Origin of the sequence: Mesorhizobium sp. BAC0120, assembly GCF_033542235.1 — a bacterium.
In the GTDB taxonomy this organism is placed as follows: domain Bacteria; phylum Pseudomonadota; class Alphaproteobacteria; order Rhizobiales; family Rhizobiaceae; genus JAWRCU01.
In genome coordinates this window covers 115,415-136,022 of record NZ_JAWRCU010000009.1, presented here as the reverse complement: position 1 = coordinate 136,022, position 20,608 = coordinate 115,415, and the positions used below count along the sequence as shown (strand labels likewise).

At 62.3% G+C, this 20,608-nt stretch carries 20 protein-coding genes; 8 read left to right on the top strand and 12 right to left on the bottom strand.

The window, feature by feature from the left end; all coding sequences use genetic code 11:
- Positions 1-59: 59 nt before the first annotated feature.
- Entirely contained in the window at positions 60-392 is a 333-nt protein-coding gene (locus tag SAZ10_RS20435) for a MarR family winged helix-turn-helix transcriptional regulator (protein WP_318611206.1), read from the bottom strand.
- A gap of 192 nt (positions 393-584) precedes the next feature.
- On the opposite strand from SAZ10_RS20435, the gene SAZ10_RS20430 reads away from it, so the two are divergent.
- From SAZ10_RS20430 to queF, 3 genes are all read left to right on the top strand, one after another.
- The gene (locus tag SAZ10_RS20430; RefSeq protein ID WP_318611205.1) at positions 585-992 is read left to right on the top strand and encodes a hypothetical protein; all 408 of its coding nucleotides are present in this window, start codon (positions 585-587) and stop codon (positions 990-992) included.
- 76 nt (positions 993-1,068) lie between these two features.
- Positions 1,069-1,797 carry a DUF2270 domain-containing protein gene (locus SAZ10_RS20425; RefSeq protein WP_318611204.1) on the top strand — a complete coding sequence of 243 codons (729 nt, stop codon included), beginning with the start codon at positions 1,069-1,071 and terminating at the stop codon, positions 1,795-1,797.
- 61 nt (positions 1,798-1,858) lie between these two features.
- Entirely contained in the window at positions 1,859-2,320 is a 462-nt protein-coding gene (gene queF / locus SAZ10_RS20420; protein WP_318611203.1) for a preQ(1) synthase, read from the top strand.
- A gap of 45 nt (positions 2,321-2,365) precedes the next feature.
- Here queF and SAZ10_RS20415 read toward each other — a convergent pair whose 3' ends face one another.
- From SAZ10_RS20415 to SAZ10_RS20405, 3 genes are all read right to left on the bottom strand, one after another.
- Entirely contained in the window at positions 2,366-2,770 is a 405-nt protein-coding gene (locus tag SAZ10_RS20415) for a hypothetical protein (RefSeq protein ID WP_318611202.1), read from the bottom strand.
- Between the two features lie 143 nt (positions 2,771-2,913).
- A complete protein-coding gene (locus tag SAZ10_RS20410) occupies positions 2,914-3,369 on the bottom strand; it encodes a DUF3828 domain-containing protein (RefSeq protein WP_318611201.1) in 456 nt (151 codons plus the stop codon).
- A gap of 242 nt (positions 3,370-3,611) precedes the next feature.
- Complete coding sequence (locus SAZ10_RS20405) at positions 3,612-4,064, bottom strand: hypothetical protein (RefSeq protein WP_318611200.1); 453 nt, start codon at positions 4,062-4,064, stop codon at positions 3,612-3,614.
- Between the two features lie 213 nt (positions 4,065-4,277).
- Here SAZ10_RS20405 and mutL point away from each other — a divergent pair, with 213 nt between their 5' ends.
- Together mutL and SAZ10_RS20395 are read left to right on the top strand one after the other, a co-directional pair.
- On the top strand, positions 4,278-6,119 hold the full coding sequence (gene mutL, locus SAZ10_RS20400; RefSeq protein WP_318611199.1) for a DNA mismatch repair endonuclease MutL: 1,842 nt from the start codon (positions 4,278-4,280) through the stop codon (positions 6,117-6,119).
- Between the two features lie 77 nt (positions 6,120-6,196).
- Complete coding sequence (locus SAZ10_RS20395) at positions 6,197-6,433, top strand: DUF2093 domain-containing protein (protein ID WP_318611198.1); 237 nt, start codon at positions 6,197-6,199, stop codon at positions 6,431-6,433.
- A gap of 21 nt (positions 6,434-6,454) precedes the next feature.
- Here SAZ10_RS20395 and SAZ10_RS20390 read toward each other — a convergent pair whose 3' ends face one another.
- Positions 6,455-8,014, bottom strand: coding sequence for a caspase family protein (locus SAZ10_RS20390; RefSeq protein WP_318611197.1), 1,560 nt, complete (start codon positions 8,012-8,014; stop codon positions 6,455-6,457).
- Positions 8,015-8,191: 177 nt separating this feature from the next.
- Here SAZ10_RS20390 and SAZ10_RS20385 point away from each other — a divergent pair, with 177 nt between their 5' ends.
- The gene (locus SAZ10_RS20385; protein WP_318611196.1) at positions 8,192-9,061 is read left to right on the top strand and encodes a hypothetical protein; all 870 of its coding nucleotides are present in this window, start codon (positions 8,192-8,194) and stop codon (positions 9,059-9,061) included.
- Positions 9,062-9,104: 43 nt separating this feature from the next.
- Here the strand turns inward: SAZ10_RS20385 and SAZ10_RS20380 are convergent, their stop codons facing one another.
- Positions 9,105-9,932, bottom strand: a complete 828-nt coding sequence (locus tag SAZ10_RS20380) for a hypothetical protein (RefSeq protein WP_318611195.1) — start codon at positions 9,930-9,932, stop codon at positions 9,105-9,107.
- A 227-nt stretch (positions 9,933-10,159) separates the two neighbouring features.
- Between SAZ10_RS20380 and SAZ10_RS20375 the strand changes: the two genes are divergently transcribed.
- On the top strand, positions 10,160-12,961 hold the full coding sequence (locus tag SAZ10_RS20375; protein WP_318611194.1) for an autotransporter: 2,802 nt from the start codon (positions 10,160-10,162) through the stop codon (positions 12,959-12,961).
- A gap of 6 nt (positions 12,962-12,967) precedes the next feature.
- Here SAZ10_RS20375 and lpxK read toward each other — a convergent pair whose 3' ends face one another.
- From lpxK to SAZ10_RS20345, 6 genes are all read right to left on the bottom strand, one after another.
- The gene (lpxK, locus tag SAZ10_RS20370) at positions 12,968-13,996 is read right to left on the bottom strand and encodes a tetraacyldisaccharide 4'-kinase (protein ID WP_318611193.1); all 1,029 of its coding nucleotides are present in this window, start codon (positions 13,994-13,996) and stop codon (positions 12,968-12,970) included.
- Complete coding sequence (gene waaA / locus SAZ10_RS20365) at positions 13,996-15,318, bottom strand: lipid IV(A) 3-deoxy-D-manno-octulosonic acid transferase (protein ID WP_318611192.1); 1,323 nt, start codon at positions 15,316-15,318, stop codon at positions 13,996-13,998. The genes lpxK and waaA overlap by 1 nt, the downstream gene beginning before the upstream one ends.
- On the bottom strand, positions 15,315-16,103 hold the full coding sequence (locus SAZ10_RS20360) for a lysophospholipid acyltransferase family protein (protein WP_412535253.1): 789 nt from the start codon (positions 16,101-16,103) through the stop codon (positions 15,315-15,317). Before SAZ10_RS20360 ends, waaA begins: the two co-directional genes overlap by 4 nt.
- A gap of 1 nt (position 16,104) precedes the next feature.
- The gene (locus tag SAZ10_RS20355) at positions 16,105-16,350 is read right to left on the bottom strand and encodes a DUF4170 domain-containing protein (RefSeq protein WP_318611191.1); all 246 of its coding nucleotides are present in this window, start codon (positions 16,348-16,350) and stop codon (positions 16,105-16,107) included.
- Positions 16,351-16,419: 69 nt separating this feature from the next.
- Positions 16,420-17,220 carry a 3'(2'),5'-bisphosphate nucleotidase CysQ gene (locus tag SAZ10_RS20350; protein ID WP_318611190.1) on the bottom strand — a complete coding sequence of 267 codons (801 nt, stop codon included), beginning with the start codon at positions 17,218-17,220 and terminating at the stop codon, positions 16,420-16,422.
- Positions 17,207-18,550, bottom strand: a complete 1,344-nt coding sequence (locus SAZ10_RS20345) for a TldD/PmbA family protein (protein WP_318611189.1) — start codon at positions 18,548-18,550, stop codon at positions 17,207-17,209. Before SAZ10_RS20345 ends, SAZ10_RS20350 begins: the two co-directional genes overlap by 14 nt.
- A gap of 178 nt (positions 18,551-18,728) precedes the next feature.
- Between SAZ10_RS20345 and SAZ10_RS20340 the strand changes: the two genes are divergently transcribed.
- The gene (locus SAZ10_RS20340; RefSeq protein WP_318611188.1) at positions 18,729-20,567 is read left to right on the top strand and encodes a monovalent cation:proton antiporter-2 (CPA2) family protein; all 1,839 of its coding nucleotides are present in this window, start codon (positions 18,729-18,731) and stop codon (positions 20,565-20,567) included.
- Positions 20,568-20,608: the final 41 nt, after the last annotated feature.

Sequence of the window (20,608 nt, the reverse complement as noted above, 5' to 3'; positions counted from 1 at the left end):
GCCCCGGAAAGAAGACCCGATTTTCCCGCCGGAGCAAATCCCGGCAGAGACGGCGACCATCAGCCCGGCTCGCCCACATTGGCGCGCAACCTTCTCAGCAGTCGATCGAGATCGGCGATCTCGTCTTCGCCAAGGCCGGCCCGCAACTGCTTGTCGAAAGCGATCGCGGCCTCGCGCAAACGCAGGAACAGCGCTTCACCTGCCTGCGTCAGCTCGATCTGGTGGGTGCGACGGTTGGCGGGGTCACGACGGCGAACAAGCAGTCCCTCCGCCTCCATCCCATTCAGGTGATGCGTCAAGGTCGCGCCCTGAATACCGATGCCGGCAGCTATCTTCCGCTGGTTCGCAAGCTTCTGCGTCTTCACGGACAGCAATGCCAGCCAGACTGGCAAGCTCCCTCCGGCAGCGGCCAATGCCTCATCGAATGCCCTGCTGACGAGCTTGGCGGTGCTGGCCAGCGTAAGGCCTATGGGACTGCGTTCAGACGAGATCATGCGCGAAGGATAGCACGGGCGCGAAACGATTGACATCGAACTGTTAGATATCTAACATAACATATTCAGGTGTCACGAGGAGCAGATGTCATGCAATATGTCTTTATCGGCGTCCTTGGGTTGCATGTACTGGCCGGCGTGTTCTGGGCAGGCAGCACCATGACGCTCGCTCGCGCACCCGAAATTCGGGCCGAAAAATTCTTCCGCCCGCAAATGGGAGCTGCCGGGCTCGCCATGCTCACCGGTGCGCTGCTCTGGTACTTCTTCCACGGTGCCTATTTCGGCGGCATGGAAACCGTGCTTGCCATTGGCATCGTCGCGGCGTTTGCCGCGGCAGGTGTGCTCGGCGCCTTTGTGGGCCGTGCCCAGCGGCAGCTCCCCGGCGCGAACGCGGCTCAGGAGAGTGAGCTGCGTGCGCAAATGGCGAAGGGCGAGCGTATCGCGGCACGCCTGTTGGTGGTCACGGTAGCCTGCATGGCGATCGCCCGCATGTTCTGACCCAAGGAATAGCTGCGCCGGCCGCCGAGACCGCGCTACAATACCGGTTCGCACGTTTGCCGTTGGGAGGTGGCAAATGGAACCGACACAAGAAGAGCAGGCAGCAGCCGAACAATTCCTGGGAAATTTTGTAGCACCGCCACTTCCGACTACATCCTCCGAGTTCATAACCGCGCTCGCGCATTACCACCGTGCGGAGATCGCCCGAATGGCGGGTTGGAGAGACCGCATCGACCGGACGACCAACTGGGCCATCACGGGCGTCGCGGCGATGCTCTCGCTGTCGCTCTCAACTCCGTCGGCGCATCATGGCGTGCTTCTGTTCGCCATGATCCTGGTATTGCTGCTTCTGTTGATCGAAGCGAGGCGGTACCGGTTCTTCGATGTCTACCGGCGCCGCGTGCGGTTGATCGAGCGGAACTACTTTGCCCAAATGCTGGCACCGGCCGATGAAATCAAGGAGAGCTGGACGCAGTCCTTGGGCGAGGACTTGCGTCGGCCGAAGTTCCTGATGAGCCTTCGGGCGGCAATGTCGCGCAGACTGCGGCGAAACTATGCGTGGATGTTCCTGATCCTGCTTCTCGCCTGGATTTTGAAGATATCCACGCCAAAGCTTCAGAACCTGGGCGTAAGCCGCGATGTGGCCGGCTCCCTGCAAGAGATCATCGGCAACGCCAGCCTCGGTCCGCTGCCCGGCTGGCTTGTCGTGGTCATCGTCTTCGTCTTCTACTGCTGGGTGGCGTATGCCACGTTCCGCAGCACGGAACCGGCGGGGGAGTTGTCCTACGGCGATGTTCACGTATGAGTTCGGGAGGGGTGCATTCCGCTCCACCGAAGTCTATAAGGCGCGCCAATCGGTAGCGACCATGACAGACACTACAAAGCTCAACCAGCTCGGCCATCAAACGGCGCAGCCCGCCTCGCCTGAAGAGGCGGTGCTGGAAACCGTGCCGATCGAGCGTGGCGACGGGGCGCCGGCCATTGTGCGCTTCACCTGCCCAGAATTCACCTCGCTCTGCCCTGTGACCGGTCAGCCGGACTTCGCGCACATCGTGATCGACTATGCGCCCGACGCGCTGCTCGTCGAATCGAAATCGCTGAAGCTGTTCCTCACCTCGTTCCGCAATCATGGGGCTTTCCACGAGGAATGCACCTTGATGATCGGCCGGCGCGTCGTCCAAGCGACGAAACCGTTATGGCTGAGGATCGCGGGCTACTGGTATCCGCGCGGCGGCATTCCGATCGACGTGTTCTGGCAGACGGGCGAACCGCCCAAGGATGCATGGGTGCCGGAGACGGGAGTGCCGCCTTACCGAGGGCGAGGCTGATTGAGGCCAGAGCAGGATGAATTCTAGTAGCCGCTCATCCTGAGCCTATTCGCAATTGAACTGGCTCAGCGCCCAATCCTTGGTCATCGAGATGATGTCGGCGACCTTCCATTTGCCGTCGACATTCCTGAGCTTCCATTCGAGCCGCGCCACACCATCGGCCACCTTGAATGCCACGACGACCTTGGCGTCTTCGCCCTTCACAAGTTCGGCGAACTTGAGCGACTTCGTCACCTCGGCAAGATCGTAATCCGTGTCGTCGAAGGGCAGATTGGGATCGAGGCAGCCTTCCGGGCTGCCGCTGGCCTTGATGGCATCATTCTGGTCAAGAACCTTGCGGGCCGGGTCGACGAAGCGGTCTCGGGCCGACGGTTCGAGCTCGAGCCCAGGATGATCGTAAAAGGCCCTCACCGCGTCGGTCGCCTCGCCGGCAAGGGCATGACCCGGCAAGGCGAAGAGCAGAACAGCAGCCAGGCAGACCTTCGTGGGGTGTCCTACGAAAGTCCGCTTGGTTTCCTGGAATTGTCGCAGGCTCTCAGATCGTGAAACGGTTCTGCCGAATCTGCCTGGGCCGCCGAAAGCCGGCAGCGGCGTCATTGGCAGTCGAGCGAGCTGAGTTTCCAGTCTCCCGTCTTCGATGCGATATCGGAGATTTTCCATTCGCCGCCGGCCTTCTGCAGTGACCAGATGACTTCGCCCGCCGAATCCTGGTTCTCGAACAGGTTGAATGTGGCCGTGACCGTCGCCTTGTCGCCGTCCTCCTTCTCGGAAAGTTTCAGCGTCTTTGCCAGTTCCTGTTCATCATAGTCTTGCGCGTCGATCGATAGAGCCCAATCGATGCAGCCCACTTCTTCGCCATTGCCCGAGAGCTTGTCGTTTTCCTCGAGCTTCGACTTCGCTGGGTCGACGAACTTCGCGCGGAACTCCGGATCCGTCTCGTATCCCACCTTGTCGTAAAATGGGCGCACGGCATCGGCCGGCCCGCCGGCATACGCGGCAGAAAGCATCGCCACCAGCATGGCGGCAGCAATGAAAAACGTCGGTTTCATAGATCCCCCAAAATCGGCAGTTGAGCAGCGCGACCTTTTAGTGGGACAATGCGTTCGGCTCCAGCGCTTTTGTTTGGCCGAAAGCTCCGCGACTTTCGCAGTCACACTATAGTGTCATTAATACCACGCGTCAGCCAGAGCTACTTTCTTCCTGCTCATGCAACCTCCCGGAGCTGACGAACAGGACATCCCTCCGCCGTCGCTCGGCTGATGAGGAATGCATCTCAACGCAGCACGGGTCGTCAGTTGCAGTCGAGCTCGCTGAGCTTCCAGCCTCCCGGTTTCGAAGCAATATCAGAGACTTTCCAGGCACCGTCGACCTTCTCCAGCGACCAGACGACTTCTCCCGCCGGACCCGGCTGGTTCTCAGCCAAATAGAATGTGGCCGTGACTGTCGCCTTGTCGCCGTCCCCTTTCTCGGAAAGCTGCAGGGTCTTCGCCAGCACCTCTGCATCATAGTCTTGCGCGTCGATCGACAGGATCCAGTCGATACAGGTCTCGCCATCGCTCAAGAGCCTGTCGTTCCCCTCGAGCTTCGACTTGGCGGGATTGACGAATTTCCAGCGGAACTGCGGATCCACCTCCGATGCCAAATTGGTGTAAAATGGACGAACGGCATTGACGGCCTCGCCGGCATGGGCGGCAGAAAGCGTCGCCGCCAATATGGCGGCGGAAATGAAAGGCGTCGGTTTCATGATGCCCCCTGGAGGATGATATCCCTCATACCACGCATCAGTCATAGCGGCTTTTCCATGACGCCGGGACGAAGTTCCAAGGTGTAAGCGATCGCGAAGCTTATGCGCTACTGTTGGAGGAACGGACAGAAAAGCCGCGGGCCGGCTGCGTGAAATAACAGATGCCTCGCCATATTCTCTCCACTCCCTGCTCGAATCCGCTATTATTCGCACATGCCCATCCGCCAGCTTTCCGAAACGATGATCAACCAGATCGCCGCAGGCGAGGTGATCGAGCGGCCCGCGAGCGTGGTGAAGGAGCTCGTCGAAAATGCGCTCGACGCGGGCGCGACCAAGATCGAGGTCGTGACCTCGGGCGGCGGGTTGTCACTGATCCGTGTGAGCGACGACGGATCAGGCATCGCGCCCGGCGAATTGGAGCTGGCTGTCGCGCGTCACTGCACGTCGAAGCTCTCCGACGACATTCACGACATTCGCTCGCTCGGCTTCCGTGGCGAGGCGCTTCCGTCTATCGGCTCGGTGTCGAAGCTTTCGATCCGCTCGCGCACGGCAAGCGCGGATAGCGCGACCGAGATCCGCGTCCAGGCAGGCGAGCTCTCGCCGGTGCGCCCGGCCGCCGCCAATCGGGGCACGACGGTCGAGGTACGCGACCTGTTCTTCTCGACGCCGGCGCGTCTGAAATTCATGAAAGGCGAACGGGCGGAAGGCTCTGCGATTGCCGATGTGATCAAACGAGTCGCCATCGCCTTCCCCGCGGTGCGCTTTACTCTTGCCGGCAGCGACCGTGCCGGCCAGGACTATCTTCCCGCCGACGATAGCCCGGGAGGCCGGCTCAAGCGCATCGCGGACGTGGTCGGTGCGGATTTTGCTGATAACTCGATCATGGTCGATGCGGAGCGCGAGGGGATCCGCCTCGAGGGCCGCATCTCGCTGCCGAGCTTTTCTCGCGCCAATGCGTTGCAGCAATATGCCTATGTCAATGGGCGGCCGGTGCGCGACAAGCTTATCGCAGGCGCGATCCGCGGGGCATTTTCCGACGCATTGCCACGCGACCGCCACGCTGTCACTGTGCTCTTCCTCACGCTCAATCCAGCGGATGTCGATGTCAACGTGCATCCTGCGAAGGCGGATGTGCGCTTCCGCGACCCCGGGCTGGTGCGCGGATTGATCATAGGTGCAATCCGGGAGGCGCTTGCTTCGGCCGGCATCCGGCCCGCGACCACCGGCGCCGAGGCGATGCTGAATGCCTTCCGCACCGGCCACCCCGCCTATTCCCATCCGGGGCCGGCCAACGGCCACCGGACATTCAATCCCTTGTTCCGCGCCGCAAGCGCTGGCTTCGACTATGCACGATCGCCCTCGCGCCCTCTAGAGACCGGGTTCGGCGAGCCTACGCAGGCTGAGTTCGATGCCGGGCCGCTGGACAGCGGCGATGCGCGCGCCGGCTCCGCGGCCGTCGACGAAGCGCTCGTCCAGATGAGCCTGGGCGCTGCACGGGCGCAGATTCACGAGAATTATATCGTGGCGCAAACCCGCGAGTCGCTCGTCATCGTCGACCAGCATGCCGCCCATGAACGGCTTGTCTACGAGGCGCTGAAGCAGGCGATGCGCATCCGTCCCCTCGCCGCGCAGATGCTGCTCCTTCCGGAAATCGTCGACCTGCCGGAGGATGATGTGGCGCGGCTTTCGGCCCATGCCGAAACGCTCAAGCGCTTCGGCCTCTCGATCGAGCGCTTCGGTCCGGGTGCGATCGCAGTGCGCGAGACGCCGGCCATGCTGGGCGAGATCGACGCTGCGGCGCTCATTCGCGACCTTGCAGACGAGATCGCCGACAACGATACTGTCGAGACCTTGCAGGCCCGGCTCGACCGTATCGCCGCGACCATGGCCTGCCACGGTTCGGTGCGGTCGGGGCGGCAACTCAAGCCAGAAGAAATGAACGCGTTGCTTCGGCAAATGGAGGCGACGCCGGGCTCGGGAACCTGTAATCACGGCCGGCCGACCTATATCGAGCTCAAGCTCAGCGATATCGAGAGACTGTTCGGGAGGCGCTGAGTAGCGTCACGAGCATTCCCCTCGCTTGACGTTCCAGCCGTTTTATGGCCGAAGAAATCGTTTGAAAGACAGAGACTATGAACCGCTTTGAAGGTCCGGGCGCGCGCGAGGCCCGCATTCGTTATCTCGACGGCGATTTCCAGGTGACGAGCCCGGGTTCGTTCGTGCGTTGCGCGGTGACCGGCGATCCAATCCCGCTCGACGAGCTGCGCTACTGGAGCGTGGCTCGGCAGGAGCCCTATATCAATGCGTCCGTCTCGCTGAAGCGGGAACTTGAGGCCAACCCCTCGCTGACTCACGTTGCGCCGAGCTAGAGCAGGAAGCCTCTAGCTGGTTCAGAATACGCCGCCGATGCCGATGCCGCCGCTGATGTCCGGCGGCGGGGCAGCGGCCGGACGGGACGCGCGCTTGCCGGGTTTCTTGCCTTTGCCTGCGGTGGCGGAGTTCGAGCCTTCGCTATCGTCCGCCAGAACCGCCGCCTTGACCTTCTTTATGACGACCGGCTGTTTGCAGATGCGACCGGAGCGCAGGAAGAGATCGCTGAGCAACTGAACGGTCGGCCCGGTCGAGGCCACCTGCTGGTTGGTGTTCTTGTAATAGTCCGTCAAGGCGCGCTCAGAGCCCTTGCCCCAGTCGCCATCGACGACCGATCGATAGCAGCCCACCCGCCGCAGTTCCGTCTGGATGCTGCGGGCAAGGTCTTTTGCCTTGTCTTCACCCTGCTGGGCCGCCGAGGTGTCTATCAGCGTTTCGATCCCGGACACTGCACTCTTGCGGGCGCTCTCGATACCCTCCGTGCCGGAAAGACTGGCCAGCTGAGTAGCGCTGGGTTGGCTCGGGGCGGTCGAGGGTGGCGAAACCGCGACGGATCGCATGGTCTTGCCAACCAGGACCACGGCGGTCTGCAGATCGTTCGAGGCAAGCTCCGCCTGCAATTTCTGCTTGGCGATAGGGTCGGCCAGGATGAGCGAAAGGCTGGTGCTCAGTTGCACCGGATCAAGCACTTGCTGCTCGGTAAAATAGAACTGCTCGCGCAGATTGGACTGATCCCATGGGACCTGCCGGCCGAGCGTCTGCTTCTCGGTCTCGTTACGAACACGGATCATCATGTCCGAGATACTCAGGCCTGGAAGTTCGATGCTGTCTATGAGCGCCTGGGTAAAGGGACTGTTGTCGCCCACGCCATCGACAGCCACGTTGCCCGGCTGGGTAGCGAAGGCAATGAACGCATTCTCCCCCACTTCGACCTGGGCCAGACCGGCCGGGGCGTTGGTGCCACTACCCAGAGGGTTGTCGCGGCAGGCGTCCAGGAACACGAAGGTCTGCCGGTCGCGGCTGGAGAAACGCGCGATCACGTCGTTCAGCTTGATGACGCGACCCATAACCTTTTCGAGGCTTTCGGGATCGGAAGCATCGGTGGGCAGCAGATAGTTCTGCCCCTGTAGCTGGAAACCGTGACCGGAATAAAAGATCAGGACCGCGCTCACGGTCGGTAGCCTGGCGTCAGCCTGGCGAAACAGTTCCTCGAAACCGTTAGTCGAGAGGTCAGTACCCAACAGCACATCGAAATTCAGCCGCTTCAGGCTGTCCGCAAGCTTGGTCGCATCGTTCCTTGCGTTCGGAAGGTCCTCGATACGCGTGCTCTTGTAGTCGGTGTTGCCGATCACGATCGCCAATCGGTTGTGCATAACGGAAGTCGGGACCGTTTCGGTCGCAGCCTGAGCCCCCACCGAAAGGAGGACAAGGAAAAGCGGCAGCAACGGAAAGCGCAGCAAGAACTGGCAGCGATATGTCATGTCAGCGTGCTCGATTTTCGCGGTTACCAGTCCGGACCTCTCGTTCCACAGACTTGAAGAATTTCTACAGCAAAAATCCCGGCAGATATAGGGCAGCACTCGCCTCGCCGGCAGAATAGACACACGAGCTATTTCGGGCCCTGCTCCGCACTAGCACCCCACCGCGGCCTAGGACAGACTATGACCTCGTTGGCCGCAGCTGGTGAACGACGGCATTTGCCTTTTGGGCAAGCCCACGAACGCTCCCCAGGCAATTTGGAGACGAAGGAGTCTGCCTTGAAGCGTACCATCGTAGCGACTGCCTGCGACGCCGCACATTTTGCTCTGGCGGAAGACCTGCTCCGATCCTTGCACCGGTTGAAGGAGCGCGCCTTCAAGATCGGGTTCATCCAGGTCGGCGAGAACGCCGCGCCCGCCGCCCTCGTCAATATGGCCGATGAGGTAAGGGTCGCGTCCAACGGGGGGGCTCAACTGAAAGAGAACGAAGGCTTCGCAGTGGCCTATCTCGCCATCAAGCCTCGGCTGCCCGAGTTCTTCCCTGGCTATGACACATATGTCTGGCTGGACAGCGACACCTGGGTGCAGAACTCTGCCGGAATAGCTCATATCGTCGATCACGTGCACTTGGCAGATATTTGCGTCCATCCGCAGTTGGACCCGAATTATTGGGGATGTCTCTATCCCGACAATTACACCGTGCGAGTGTACGACCTGATCTTCGGGGCCGATGTTCGGCGGCAATATTTTCGCTATCCGATGATCAATGCAGGGGTGTTCGGTGCGGCGGCACAGTCACCTCTTTGGGAGCGCTGGGCCAATCTCCTGGGAGAAATAAGGGACAAGCTGCAAGATCAGGAGAACCGGTTCTTTTCCGATCAGATCCCGCTGCATCGCCTGATCTACTCGGGAGCTCTCAGGCCCTACCCTCTTCGGGCGGTCGACAATTGGCTGGTGCAGCATGCTGTCCCCAGGCTCGATCTGGCAAGCGGCCGTCTGACGGCACCTTCCTTCCCCTACGAAGAAATCAACATCGTCCACCTGGTCGGAGCAGCGAAATCGATGGAATACAGGCTGGGAGAGCTTCGGGTCCGGCTCCGCTACCGCGACATGGTTGAGAAATATGGTTGGTCTGCGGCGACGCGATAGCGCGCGCGTGGTCATTACTGCAACTATGGGCCCAGCCGCCCGGCTACGGCTTTCTGCCGTGGGACCAGTTCGGCGGCCCGCCCACCGCATTGGCGGGTGCGACCCTTAATGCCGCAGCAAAGTCGCCCTCATAAACATGAGTACCTACGTGCCTGAGGCAGGCGGTCGTGTCGATGAATATCTTTCCCCCGAGGTCCCGCCATCGCCTGCAGAAGGCAAAATCCTCCGAAAGGTAACGATTTGTCTCGGGCTCCACCATGACGTCGAAGAAGCGGTAGCAATGCGCCTCTTTTACCGGGTCTGGTGGTCCATCCGGCACGTACTTCAAGGTTGGATACGCCGTTATCATCTTCTCAAGGACGGTGCGCCGGATGCACATGAACCCGGCGGGAGCCTCTGTGACCTCAAGCAATCCGTCTTCATCCACTTGCAAGGGCAACATCGAGCCATCCGCCTTCAAACCGTTGACGGGATATCGGAGCTGTGCGGCAACGCGTTCGCGCGGGGTTAGACGCGCATAGAGGTCCTGTGACACCGGCCAAAATCGCTTCTGCGGATAGGCACCGGCAACTACATCCTTGTCCGTCAGCAAAAGGCGTAGCGCTGAATCGGGCTCAAAGCCTATGTCGGCATCGATCCAGATCACATGTGTCAGGCTGGAATCGGAGAGAAAATAGGCCAGTGCGTCGTTGCGCGTCTGGGTGATCAGGCTCGACCCTGGCCACAAGTTGATCCTTCCGGTCATGCCTCTGGCAATCATGGCCCCCGTCAGCTTCAAAGCGCTGGTCGCATATTCAGCGGTGACCAAGCCCCCAAAGCAAGGAGTCAGGATCAGTGGCTTCACCTCTTTGAGCCATTCCGGCGCGCGCATTGCGATTCCTAGAAATATCCGTGGCAGATTCTATACGAGGATTTGCTCCCGGCCACTACGGTCCCGCCGCCAGCTCCATGGATAGACGTCACGCGCACCCGAACAGCTGCAAAATTGCAACTCGGGCTACTCAAAGATACTTGGCTCATTTACTTCGGGAGAATTGAGATTGCAGGGCCAAAGCTGTTATGGCAGCGTTCGGCAAAGCAGGTGGGGGACACCCGAACATGCTTAACAAATGCGCGAAGCCGCGCCATTTGGGTACTGTCTCGGCGCTTGCGCTGATCGCCGCTGGTTGCCTGATTTCTTCCCCCGCTGCGGCATGTGAGGCAACGGCTTCCGGCACCACGCAGATCACCTCGGTCGATGTCGGATGCTTCCTCAACACGAGTGGTCTGACAGCGCCTTTTGCCACAAGCATCGTCACTGTTGGGCCGGGTGATCCGGCCGCCTACGCGGGCGACGGCGGCGACACGATAACCATCAATGGGGAGACGATCAGTGCAACTGGTGTCGAGGTCGTACCAGTAACGACCCCCTTTGGCGGCCGCACTTTGACCCAATCGGCAGGATCCATTCAGACACTTGGGGGCGCCGACCGTTTCACCTTCATCAGGGGTGAGATCGGAAGTCCAACCGGACGGGTCGACGTCGATCTCGGAGACGGAAACGACGCATTCACGATCGGCGGATCAGGCACCGACGCGATCCTCTACGGCGCGGTCATCGGCGGCGCGGGAAATGACGAAATCACGGTCGACACAGGCGGCACCGTCATATTCGGGATCGATGCAGGCGCGGGTGACGATAATGTGCATGTCCTGGGCGGCACGATCGGAGCTGTCGACGCTCCGGCGACAGTGGCCCTCGGCCCCGGCAACAACACATTCACGATGAGCGGAGGCACGATCTACGGATCGGTTCTCGGCGGCCCCGACCGCGACACATTCGAAGTGTCCGGCAATGCGTTGATAACCGGGGTTGCCGGCGTAAGCGCAGCTATCGAGACCGGCGGCGGAAGCAACAACAGCGTCCGTATTCTGGGCGGAACGATAGGTACGGACCCAAGCGTCATGGCCGTGTTCCTCGAGGGCACCGCCAACACTCTCCAGATGACCGGCGGCACCGTAAATGGCAACATAGTCGGCCAGGGCGGAGGAAATACCTACACGATCGGCGGCGGCACCATCAACGGCTCGCTCTTTGCCGGTAGCGGAAACGATCAAATCGCGATTTCCGGCGGGGTGATCAACGGCGATGTCGAGGGCGATAACGGCATCGATGTGATCACCATTTCCGGCGGCAGTATTTCGGGCAATGTGACGGGTGAGACCATTCGGCTTTACGGCGGCACCATCGGCGGCAACCTTACCGGCATCGGCCCCGACACGCTCGTCATCAATGATTCGCTGTCGCCCAATCCGATCAGCCTGACCAACGGCGTCGTCTTCAGCGGCACCAGCGCCAATGCGTTCATAACCAACACCGACCTGGCCCGGGGTGGATCCAGCTTCCAGGTCTTCTCCGGCTTCGACAACGTGCAGGCGAACGCCTCGACGCTCGGCTTCAGCACGGGCGCGATCGGCATCGATGCGCTGACGCTGCTCAATGGATCGACGCTCTTCATCAACGGCAACGTCATCATGCCGAGCGGCACAGTCAATGTCACGAACTCGACCATCAGCATGATCAACGGCGTGACCGGCGACGTCCTCACGCTCGGCGGCATCACTCTTAACAACGCGACCCTCGGCTTCGACGTCAACCAGCAGACCCTGCAGGCCGACCATATCGTGGCAGGCGCCTTCTCCGCGGCCGGCACCAACACGATCCTCGTCAACCTTCTCGGCACGCCGCAGTTCTCGCAGGCGACCGACATTCCCATCATCATCACCAACAGCCCGATCGTCGGCAATTTCGTCATCGCGGGCGCGAGCAGTATCGTCATCCCCGGGGCGCCCGGCGCGCCCGGGACGGTGTTCGTCTACCAGCTGGTGTTCGGTCCGGGCGGCGACCTTCTTCTGCGAGCGACCCCCATCGGGGCGCAATTCGCTCTCGCGCCCCAGAATGCAATCGACGTGGCCACCGTGGATACCGCGCTCGATGCGCTCGACGGCATCAATAACGATGCCATCATGTACAATCTCGGCCTCATCAACGGCGTGCAGGCCTCAGCCCTCACGGACACTTTGACCGTGTTCGCCTCCGGCCAGCTTGCGCACACCGAGCACAGCGGCTTCGACATCAGCAGCGGCGGACTGACCGGCGTCGGCCCAAGCTTCGGGGTCCACGAGTTCTCGGCGGCAGTCAATCTCGATTTCAACGCAGCCAAGGCCTTCGAGCTCGATCAGCAATACGGACTGAACTTCGGCGTGTTCGGCGGCTATGCGCAGGCCGATGTGGACAATGGCGGCTTTCAGAGCTTCACCGACAGCGGCAGCTCGACGAACCGTAGCGGCATGTTCGGCAGCTATGGGCTCTTCCGCCAGAACGCCAATTACGCGCTCGTCTCGGCGCTCGCCTTCATCGGCAGCACGGACACGACCAACGACCTCCTCGGCACGACGGGCGAATACGACACGCAGGGCTACGCCGCGACCGCTTCTGTCGGCCACATATTCGTGCTGAACGAGAGGCTGCGCTTCGACATGCGCGGCGGGCTGCTCGGCGTCACCTTCACCGGTGGCGACTATGTGGACAGCGGCGGCACCCAGTTCGGGGAAAGCCGCATCTCGTTCGGCGCAGTCAAGCTGGAGCCGGGCATCTATGCCGACTATCGGCTCGAAAACAGCATGACCTTCAGCCCTTACGTCCGTACTGAGCTCCAGCAACGCTTCGGCTATACAAATAAGGCGAGCATCGACGGCGTCAGGGTGGACTTCGAGGACGCGGACTTCTCCGCGGCGCTTTACGGCGGCTTCAATCTGAAGATGTCGGAGCGATCAACCCTTTCGACCGAAATCCGCGGAAAATGGTCGAGCGACAGCACCACCCTCGCCGGCAAGCTCGGCCTGAAGGTCGCTTTCTAGTCTCCATCAGCGCCTGTGGCGCCGATCGCGCCATTCCTTCAGCGTGGCTTCGATAATCGCACGGGGCGCATGCTCGACCTCGAAGATGAGCTCGATCTCGAGCACTGAAAGGCGGGAGGCGAACTCCCGCTCATGCTCCGTGCCATGTCGCAAGCGGACGGCATCCTTGGCAGTGGTGATCAGCTCAAGCTCGTTTTGCCCCGCCACTGCGATCAGCTCTGCTAGATCCTCTTCCGCGAAGAAGTGGTGGTCGGGGAAGCTGCACGTCATCTCGACCTTGCCGCCGGACTGAACGACGCTGCGAAAGAACTTTTCGGGGTCGCCTATTCCCGCAAAGGCCAGGAATCGGCGTCCGGCGAATCGCTCGGGATCGCGTATCTCGGCATGCGCCTCGTAGATCGCTCGCCCGGCGCGCGAGCCCATGCGGATGATGGCGTTCGCAGCATCTCCGTCGCCGACCTTCAGCACCGCCTGCGCAAAGCGAAGCTGATGGACCAGAGGCGCACGCACCGGTCCGCCTGGGATGACATGGCCATTGCCGAGACCGCGCCGACCGTCGATCACCAGGAGCGCATAGTCCATATGGATGCGGGCGCTCTGGAAGCCGTCGTCCATGATGATGAGGTCGCAGCCGCGCGAGGTGAGCAGCCTGGCGCCAGCGGCACGGTCGCGCGTCACCACGACCGGCGCGTGCTCGGCAAGCAGCAGCGGCTCGTCCCCGACATAGCGCGCACTGTCGTGATCGGCGTCCACCACATGCGGGACCGAAAAATTGCCCCCGAAGCCGCGCGACAGGAAGCCGGGTGAAAGCTGCATGCGCTTGGCCTGTTCGGCGAGCGCTATCGCCACCGGAGTCTTGCCTGCTCCACCTACCGTGAAATTGCCGACGCAAAGGACAGGCACATCGATCTTCTCGCGCCGGGCGCGAGTCATGCGCCGCCGGGCGACCGCACCATAGACCACAGAGGCGGGGTAGAGCGCATAAGCGCGCCAATCCGGCTTTTCCCACCAGAAAGGCGGCGCTTCACTGGCCATCAGGCAGGATTCCCGCTGCCGTTCTTGAGCCGTGATGTCACCATCAGAGGCTGAATGAACGGATCGAGCGCACGGAAGGTGCGGTCGAGCGCGCCGCGCATCTCCTCGACCGCGGCGGCGCCGGCTGCGATCATGTCGCGACGCACCGCCGGGTTCTTGAGGAGATAGTTGACGGCGCCCGCGAGCATGTCCCGATCGCGAACGAGCTTGGCACCGCCGCCTTCGATCAACCGCTGGTAAGTGTCTCGGAAATTCTGCACATTGACGCCGGCAAGCACGGCTGTGTTGAGCATCGCTGGCTCGACCGGGTTCTGCCCGCCTTCGGCGGTCAACGAGCGGCCGACGAAAGCGATCTCGGTAAGTCTCAGATAGAGACCCATTTCGCCGATCGTGTCGCCCAGCAGAACGTCCGTATCCGACTGTATCGGCTCCTCGAGGCTTCGTCGCGCGACCTTCAGCCCCTGTGCGTTGAGCGTCTTGACGATCGCTTCGGCACGCTCGGGGTGGCGCGGCACGATGATCGTCAACAGCCCTGGATGGCCTTGCTTGAGCAGCCCATGTACCTCTCCCGCAATGACCTCCTCGCCGTCATGGGTGGAAACGGCGGCCCAGGTGCGGCGAACGCCGATCTGCCGCTTCAGCTCGGTAAGCGCAGCTTCGTTCGCCGGCGGCGGGGTCGTGTCGATCTTAAGGTTGCCGGAAACGGTTACCGGCCTTGCCCCGAGCGAGGCGAAGCGCTCGCCGTCGGTCTCGCTCTGGGCAACGACATGGGCGAGATTCTCGAACAGGGCTTCCGCGAGAAAGGCGCGCTTCTTCCACGACGCGTAGGAGCGATCGGAAAGCCGGCCGTTGACCAGAACCTGCGGCACGCGACGCGCGCCGAGTTCCAGGATCGTCATCGGCCAAATCTCTGATTCGGCGATGATGGCGAGGTCGGGCTTCCAGTGGTCTAGGAAGTTGCTGACGGCCGGCTTGAGGTCGAGCGGCACGTACTGATGGATGATGCGGCGACCGAGCCGCGCTTCGGCAACCTTGGCCGAGGTGACAGTGCCGGTGGTGAGCACGACGTTGATATCGTTCTCGAGGATGCGTTCGATCAGAGGCACCACGGCATTGGTTTCGCCGACGCTCGCGGCATGCATCCATACCAGCGGCCCGGCGGGGCGGCGGCGGGAGGTAAGCCCGTAACGCTCACGCCGGCGACTCGACTCCTCCTTGCCCTTCGCGGCACGCCAGGCGACATAAGTGCCGATGAACGGATAGGCGACCGCACCGGCCCACCGGTAGACGGAAAGGACTGTGCGGGCCAACATTTCGCTCATGCCTGTCCATCCGCCCTGGAATAGGCACGCTCAGTCGCGGCGTTGAGCGATGCGGTGAGCTCCCGCCTCTTCTCTTCCATCAGAGCATCATCGGCTCCGGCTGGCACCATGACCGGCTCGCCCATCGCGATCGAGGCATGGCCGAAGGGCAGGCTGATGGTGGTCTTGTCCCAGCTCTTCTCGATGACCTTACGGCGGCTGGTTGCGAGCGCCACGGGCAGGATCGGGCGGCCGGACAGGCGGGCGAGTGTGATGATGCCTAACCCGGCATCACGGGGGGTACCGTGCGGAATGTCTGCTATCATGGCGACGTTGTTGCCGGCGTCGAGCGCCTTTTTCAAGGCAATCAAGGCCCGCGCTCCGCCCTTCTCCAGATGCCGCGAGCTGTCGCGTCCGCCTGATCCGCGAACCGCCTTGAAGCCGATCTTTTCGACGACAAGAGCGTTCATCTCGGCGTCGGCGCTTCGCGAAACCATGACGATGAGAGCCTTGCCACGCGGATAATAGAACGGAATGAGAAGATGCTGGCCGTGCCAGAGCGCGATAATCGTCGGCGTGTGTCTGGCGTAAGCCTCGGCGATGTCGAACTCCTTGTGCTTCAGCGGGTTCGTCCACCGGATAAGCCAGAGGGCCCCGGCCAGCAACGACGCCAGCGTCTGCTTGAACAGGTTCGACTGCATCAGCGGCCGGCGGATCGCCCGCCAGGCAGCGCGCAGCCGGCCATCGCGGCGCCCCTTCGATATCGGCCGCGAAGCAGCGGCCGGCCTCTCCACCCCATCCGTCATGTCAGATTTTGCTGCCGCTCTCGGGATCGAGGAGCCGGTGCAGGTGAACGATGAAATAGCGCATATGGGCGTTGTCCACGGTTGCCTGGGCTTTCGCCTTCCAGGCCGCCTCGGCGCTCTTGTAATCGGGGAAAATCCCGACGATGTCGAGTTCCTCGAGATTGCGGAATTCGGTTCCGGTGAGCTTCGTCAGCTCGCCGCCGAACACCAGGTGCAGTAATTGTTTCTTCCCGTGCGCGCCGCTCATGGGGTGCCTTGAATCGTGTTTGCAGACGTGCCGGACAATTAGACCAAAATCGCCGGCTGCAAAACCTTTTCAGACAGTCGACGCCGACATTGCGGCGAGCGCCCCGACCATAGACCGCAGCAATGGTCCGCTGCCGGCAACGAGAGCGCCGTGACTGGGATCGGCCGAGGCATAGACCGGAGGATTGCCGGTGGGCCCGAAAAGCCGGCCTCCTGCTTCGGTAAGGATCAGCTCGGCGGCCGCCAGATCCCAGTCATGCGAATTGGGCTTGATGAAGGTAGCGTCGAGTGCGCCTTCCGCCACCATCGCGACGCGATAGGCGAGCGAAGGAATGTAAGGGGCGCGGTTGACGCGTCGATCGAGACTTGCAGAAGCAAGCATCGCCTTAGGCCCGGCGATGAGGGCCGGCTCGCGCGGCGGATTGACCTGGAGCGGCCGACCATTCTTCGTCGCGCCGCCCCGGAGCGTCGCAACGAAAAGCTCCTGCTTTGCCGGGCAGTCGAGCACGCCCGTGAGCGGTCGGCCTTCCTCGACGATGGCGACGCTGACGCACCAGGTCGGCTGCCCGTCGAGAAAGGCGCGGGTGCCGTCGATAGGATCGACGACAAACGTGCGGCGAGCGGCACGCCTTTCCAGCTCGTCTGTTGTCTCTTCCGAGAGCCAGCCATAGGTGGGACGCGCCGCCGTCAGTATCTCGCGAAGGTAGCGGTCGACCGCGTAGTCGGCCTCGCTCACCGGCGAAGTGCCGCCCTTCATCCAGACTTCCGGGCTTTTCCCGAAGAAGCTCAGCGCGATGCGACCGGCTTCCCTCGCCGCATCCTTGATCAGTGCGAGATCATCGGCAGGCGTGAATTCTCTAGTTTCCGGCAAGCGTCATGCCCTCGATGACCAAGGTCGGCGCTGCCGTGCCGAAATTGCGGTCGATGTCGCTGGCGGGCGTGATCGCCAGGAACATGTCCTTCAGGTTCGAGGCGATCGTGACCTCCGAGACCGGGTAGGTGATTTCTCCATTCTCGATCCAGAAGCCGGATGCGCCGCGACTATATTCGCCCGTCACCATGTTGACCCCCTGGCCGAACACCTCGGTCACATAGAAGCCCGATTTGATGGCGCCGATCAGTTCCTCCGGCGTCTTTTCGCCCGGCTCGATCGCGATGTTGGTCGAGGTCGGCGAAACCGACGTCCCGGAGCGTGCGCCGCGACCGTTCGTCTTGAGGCCAAGCTCGCGGGCTGCCGAGGTCGACAGGAACCAGTGCTGCAGAATTCCATCCTTGACCATTTCGAGCGCCTCGCCTTCGATGCCCTCGCCATCGAAGGGCCGCGAAGCAGGCCCGCGCATGCGCAGCGGATCGTCCGTAACGGTGACCACGCTCGACGCCACCTGCTTGCCCATCATGTCGCGCAGGAAGCTCGTCCTGCGCGCCACCGCGGCGCCGTTGATCGCGCCTGCCAAATGCCCGGCAATGCCACGCGCGACGCGCGGCTCGAAAACCACCGTCACCTGCCCGGTCTTGACCTTCCGGGCATTGAGCCGGCGCACTGTGCGCTCACCGGCCTTGCGGCCGATCTCCTCGGGCGAGTCCAGGTCGGCGAAATGGATGCGCGAGGAGAATTCGTAGTCGCGCTCCATGCCCGTCCCCTCGCCGGCGACGACGCTCGTCGAACGCGAGAAGCGTGAGCCGACATATTGTCCAAGGAAGCCATGGGAAGTGGCAAGCACCAGCCCGCCGAGGCCGGCGCTGGCGCCACTGCCGCTCGAGTTGGTCACGCCTTTCACGGCGAGCGCGGCTTCTTCTGCCGCAAGCGCGTCCTCCTTGAGCCGGTCGCTTGGAACCTCGGTATTGTCGAGGAGATCGAGATCGCGCACCGACGTAGCGAGCAGCGAGGGGTCGGCCAGCCCCTGGAAGGGATCCTCGGGCGAAACCCGCGCCATCGCCACAGCCCGCTCCGCGAGCGTCTTTGCATCGGAAGCGGCAGTTGCCGAGACGCTTGCCACCCGCTGCCCGACGAAGACGCGCAGCGAAATGTCGTCGCTTTCGGCCGACTGCGTCGATTCGACCTTGCCGAGCCGCACGGAAACACTGCTCGAGCGGCCCCTCACTGCGACAGCATCCGCCGCATCGGCGCCAGCCTTCTTCGCGGCCTCGACGAGTGCGGCGACGCGATCGACAAGCTTGGAGGCATCGACGCTGTTCGACATGGGATTTTCCTTACGGTGCGTAAGCGATGCAGCCGCTTTGCGAAAAACGGCATTGAGCACCATCTATTGTTCCGGCCATGCTTGTGCAATGGGTGCGGGCGAAGGGTTTGCCGACCGGCTGCCCTTTGGCCATCCCTGGTCAACCGGAATTGGCCATCCCAAACAAGAGGAATCATGCATGGCAGTGGCAGCGGAGCCGACAATCTATTCCGAAGCTCTCCTTCTGCTCGGGGGCGCCGTGGTTGCGGCCCCGCTCTTCAAGCGCATCGGCCTCGGCACGGTGCTCGGCTATCTCGCGGCCGGCATCGCCATCGGTCCTGCGGCGCGGCTGATCACCGGCGGTGAGGAGATCCTGCATGTCGCCGAGCTCGGCATCGTCTTCCTGCTTTTCATCATCGGTCTCGAGCTGAAACCTTCACGGCTGTGGAGCCTGCGCCGCTCGATCTTCGGGCTTGGTCTGAGCCAGGTGTTGGCCACCGGCCTGATCCTCGCCCTTCTCGGCTATCTGTTCGTCGGGCTCACGGTGGGGGGCGCCACGATCATCGGCTTCGGTATGGCCCTCTCCTCAACTGCCTTTGCCTTGCAGATCCTCGACCAGGAGGGTTCGACCAACACGCATTACGGCCAGACAGCCTTCTCCATTCTGCTCTTTCAGGACCTGGCGATCGTGCCGCTGCTGGCGCTCATTCCGCTGTTCGCCCCCGAGAGCGCCCACACTTCCCAACCAGGCTTCCAGCAGTTCCTGGTCGCGATCGCGGCGATCGCCGCTCTGCTCGTAGCCGGCCGCTACCTGCTCAATCCGCTCTTCCGGGTGATAGCCAACACCGGCGCCAAGGAGGCAATGATCGCCGCAGCGCTTCTCGTCGTGCTCGGGTCGGCAACGCTGATGCAGCTCGCCGGTCTCTCCATGGCGATGGGCGCCTTCGTTGCAGGCGTGATGCTGGCCGAATCGTCCTATCGTCACGAGCTCGAAGCCGATATCGAGCCGTTCCGCGGCATTCTGCTCGGCTTGTTCTTCATGGCTGTCGGCCTCTCGTTGGATCTCGGCGTGGTGATCGCGAACTGGGCAAAGATACTCATTGCCGTGCCGATCCTGATGGTCGTGAAGGGTGCCTCGATCTACGGCGTATGCCGCCTGTTCGGCTGCAATCGCGACGATGCCGTGCGCATCGCCTTCCTGCTGCCGCAGGGCGGCGAGTTCGCCTTCGTTCTGTTCTCCGCCGCAGCTTCGGCGTCAATATTCCCGCTGGAGACCGCCTCCATGCTCATCGCGATCGTGAGCTTGTCGATGGCGATGACGCCGGTCTTCGTGCCTGCCACCCGTTTGTTCCTAGCGCCGCCGGTCGCGGAAGAGCTGGAAGAGGATTTCGACGGGGCTGGCGCCGACGTGCTGATGATCGGCTTCTCGCGTTTTGGCCAGATCGCCGCACAAATCCTGCTTACCGGCGGAACCAGCGTCACCATCATAGACCATTCGGCGGAACGGGTCCGGAGCGCCGCCAAATTCGGTTTTCGCCTCTATTTCGGCGACGGTACTCGCAAGGAGGTGCTGGAGGCCTCCGGCATCCGCCGTGCAAAGATCGTCGCCGTATGCACCAACAGGCGAGAAACCACCGACCGCATCGTCGAACTCATTCAGAGCGAATTCCCGGACGCCAGGCTGTATGTGCGGTCCTACGATCGCGCCCATACGCTGGAGTTGAGAGCGAGGGGTGTGGAATACGAGCTGCGCGAGACCTTCGAGTCCGGCCTGCGCTTCGGGCGCGAGACGCTACAGGGGCTTGGCATGGACGAAGGCACGGCGGCCGAGATCCTCGAGGACGTCCGTCGCCGCGACGAAGAACGGCTGGCGCTGCAAGCCGTCGAAGGTATCCAGGCCGGCTACGACCGCTTCGTCACCAAACCTGTCACGCCGGAGCCTCTCATCAAGCCCACACGCGAAGCAAAGCGGCTTGACAAGGAAGGCCGGACAGAGGAGGCCCAATCCGCTAAAGTTGCAGAGCCAGCCCAGAGCTGAAGGGAGGGCCGCGAGGCCCTTTCGCCCGCTGGAGCAGGTCT

Bases quoted from the DNA above. Each gene is read 5' to 3' on its own strand.
- SAZ10_RS20410 (WP_318611201.1), bottom strand. From the start codon at position 3,369: ATGAAACCGACGTTTTTCATTGCTGCCGCCATGCTGGTGGCGATGCTT.
- queF (WP_318611203.1), top strand. From the start codon at position 1,859: ATGACAGACACTACAAAGCTCAACCAGCTCGGCCATCAAACGGCGCAG.
- waaA (WP_318611192.1), bottom strand. From the start codon at position 15,318: ATGAGCGAAATGTTGGCCCGCACAGTCCTTTCCGTCTACCGGTGGGCC.
- SAZ10_RS20430 (WP_318611205.1), top strand. From the start codon at position 585: ATGCAATATGTCTTTATCGGCGTCCTTGGGTTGCATGTACTGGCCGGC.
- SAZ10_RS20405 (WP_318611200.1), bottom strand. From the start codon at position 4,064: ATGAAACCGACGCCTTTCATTTCCGCCGCCATATTGGCGGCGACGCTT.
- SAZ10_RS20380 (WP_318611195.1), bottom strand. From the start codon at position 9,932: ATGCGCGCGCCGGAATGGCTCAAAGAGGTGAAGCCACTGATCCTGACT.
- SAZ10_RS20345 (WP_318611189.1), bottom strand. From the start codon at position 18,550: ATGTCGAACAGCGTCGATGCCTCCAAGCTTGTCGATCGCGTCGCCGCA.
- SAZ10_RS20395 (WP_318611198.1), top strand. From the start codon at position 6,197: ATGAACCGCTTTGAAGGTCCGGGCGCGCGCGAGGCCCGCATTCGTTAT.
- lpxK (WP_318611193.1), bottom strand. From the start codon at position 13,996: ATGGCCAGTGAAGCGCCGCCTTTCTGGTGGGAAAAGCCGGATTGGCGC.
- SAZ10_RS20355 (WP_318611191.1), bottom strand. From the start codon at position 16,350: ATGAGCGGCGCGCACGGGAAGAAACAATTACTGCACCTGGTGTTCGGC.
- SAZ10_RS20425 (WP_318611204.1), top strand. From the start codon at position 1,069: ATGGAACCGACACAAGAAGAGCAGGCAGCAGCCGAACAATTCCTGGGA.
- SAZ10_RS20340 (WP_318611188.1), top strand. From the start codon at position 18,729: ATGGCAGTGGCAGCGGAGCCGACAATCTATTCCGAAGCTCTCCTTCTG.
- SAZ10_RS20360 (WP_412535253.1), bottom strand. From the start codon at position 16,103: ATGACGGATGGGGTGGAGAGGCCGGCCGCTGCTTCGCGGCCGATATCG.
- SAZ10_RS20375 (WP_318611194.1), top strand. From the start codon at position 10,160: ATGCTTAACAAATGCGCGAAGCCGCGCCATTTGGGTACTGTCTCGGCG.
- mutL (WP_318611199.1), top strand. From the start codon at position 4,278: ATGCCCATCCGCCAGCTTTCCGAAACGATGATCAACCAGATCGCCGCA.